Origin of the sequence: Pyrobaculum sp. (genome assembly GCF_049971835.1) — an archaeon.
GTDB lineage: Archaea > Thermoproteota > Thermoprotei > Thermoproteales > Thermoproteaceae > Pyrobaculum.
Genome location: NZ_JBMFKV010000271.1, coordinates 1 through 2,157, shown reverse-complemented (window position 1 = coordinate 2,157; position 2,157 = coordinate 1). Strand labels below are relative to the sequence as shown.

The following is a 2,157-nucleotide window of genomic DNA, read 5'->3' as shown; positions in this document are numbered from 1 at the left end:
AGGTACGGCCCCTTTATCTCCGACATATTTCTACTACTGAACATGTATTTTTAAACTTTCTACACTCTGACAAAGAGGGGGATCTCGCCTATATTTTTCATATCCAGCGTTGATTAAGGCGGTTGCAAACCTCGCCCTTTAGGGCGGGGTAAGGCTTTTAACGGAGTCTCAATTTAAGCATGGTGGTTAGGCGCTCTGTGGCAGTTCCGCTTCTGCTTGACGGTAACCAGCTTCTGGACTACCTAGAGCTAGAGAAGGCGTATAGGCGGGCGAAAAAAGCCGTGGCGGAGTATCTAGTCCAGAACTACAGAGGGAGGAGAGCCAGCGACTACAAGGCGTGGCACGAGGTAAAGGAGGCAGTGAAGCGGCTCAGCCTGCCGTTTGCATACGCCCAGCAAGCCGTCAAGGAAGCGATCGAGACCTACAACGCCTGGGCCGAGGCGGGAGGGAGGCCTCCCGCGGTTAGGCGCGCGGCGCCGTACGCAGACGAAAGGGCTTGGCGCATGGAGGGTCTGACTGCAGTTTCCCTACGCCTCATGTACGGTAGGCATGTGGTAGAGCTGTGGCCGCACAAGAGGTTCTGGCTCTTTGAGTGGTCAGAACGGGAAGGGCCAAGCGTGCAAGCACGATACGCCTTAAACGCGTCGGAGACAGGGTATACGCCGTCTTTATATACGAGGTGGAGCCCGAGACGGAGAAGGAGCCCGTTGCTGTAACTGCCTTCGATGTCAACGAGAACACTGTGGTTGTGGCTCGGATCGATCTAAAGATCGCCGTGGAGAAAGTTACTCAGTGGAACAGGCAGTGGATCCAGCCGTCCATCTCGATAAGAGTGATCAAGACCGATTTCGGCAGATTGGCCAGGCGCTACGGCGCAATTCGGAGGAGATGGGCCGAGGAGCTGTCCATCGAGATCGGCGGCAAGAGGATATCCGGCACCGTGACGAGAGAATTCAAGAAGCGCGTCAAAAGACTTAGGGAGGGAGATAGGAAGAGGGACCGCGTTAACAAGATTGCCCATCAGCTTACGAGGGATGTGGCTATTCTCGTAACCGAGAACGTGTGCAAGAAACCGCAAGAGGAGATGGTCGAGGGCAAGAAGAGTCCCCAGCTGAGGCACCGCATTAAGCAGACGCCGATGAAGGCGGTTGTGGAGAAAGTACAAGACAAAGCCACGGAGCGCGGCTTGAGGTTTGTGCTGGTGCCGGCCTACAGAAACTCCAAGATCTGCCCCACACACGGCGTGGAGCTTTCTTTCCCGCTGGGGCCTAAGCTTGGCCTCTGCCCAAGGGGACATTGGGTTCACCGTGACGTCGCGGCCGTCCTTAACATGTTGATAAAAGCCGCGGAGAGGCTAGAGCCGGAATACGCCGAGGCCCTTAAGAGAGCCCTATCAACCGTGGACGAAAAAGCCCTAGAGGAGTGGTCCAAGGCCGTTGTGGACGCGGAGGCGCCAAGGCCCGCCGTGCTGGCCCGGGCCAGCCTCATGACCCCGCCGGGCGAGGAGGCGGTGAGCCCAGCCGGGGACAGAGGGCACCTATGAACCGCCCCTTAGAGGGGCGGGGAGGAGGTCAGTGGTGCCAGCGGCTGGGTAAGATAGAGGCTATTAAATATACCATTGAGGTGTTTAAGCAAGGCGAATACCGGCCTCTACTGACTTGGTGGCTTGGCGACGGCTCAGTAAAGTGGTCATTTGTAGAGAAGAGGCGCTATAAACTACGAATAGCTTTGTCAAAGGAGCTGAAACACAAATTATCACAGATGTTGCCTAGCCACATCGAGGCTGGCGAAAACTACCTCTACATATCCGGCGGAAGGGAGCTCTTTGCAGAACTGGTAAAAGCCGCTGGGAGATGCGGCCAGCTTCTAGACGTGTTGCAACCACATAAATGGCTGTACCTAAAGGCGGTGGAGAGATCGCGGAAGAAGAGAAAGCGACCAGACTACGTTGGCGGTAGACGGGTTGAGGAATACATCGACTTGGCGCCAGGTGAGGCATCTCTTTATATCATCCCCTTAGCAACTCACGAAGTAAAAATATCCAGGATTCGACTCAGAGAGAAAAGAGATAAACCAAAGGACGGTAGAAAAATTACTGTTAAAGCCGACGACGTTCAGAAATACCTCAACACAGCGTGGATCATCTATTACGGCGCA

2 protein-coding genes and 1 pseudogene are annotated in these 2,157 nt (G+C 55.0%); all 3 read left to right on the top strand.

The window, feature by feature from the left end:
• Positions 1 to 179 precede the first annotated feature (179 nt).
• Positions 180 to 716 carry a hypothetical protein gene (locus ACP5J3_RS13555; protein ID WP_428496171.1) on the top strand — a complete coding sequence of 179 codons (537 nt, stop codon included), beginning with the start codon at positions 180 to 182 and terminating at the stop codon, positions 714 to 716.
• A complete protein-coding gene (locus ACP5J3_RS13550) occupies positions 680 to 1,543 on the top strand; it encodes a transposase (RefSeq protein ID WP_428496170.1) in 864 nt (287 codons plus the stop codon). Before ACP5J3_RS13555 ends, ACP5J3_RS13550 begins: the two co-directional genes overlap by 37 nt.
• Positions 1,540 to 2,157, top strand: a pseudogene (locus tag ACP5J3_RS13545) (hypothetical protein); the annotation flags it as partial. The gene ACP5J3_RS13550 and the pseudogene ACP5J3_RS13545, both read left to right, overlap by 4 nt.

Coding starts and splice junctions, on each gene's coding strand:
- ACP5J3_RS13555 (WP_428496171.1), top strand. CDS start 180: ATGGTGGTTAGGCGCTCTGTGGCAGTTCCGCTTCTGCTTGACGGTAAC.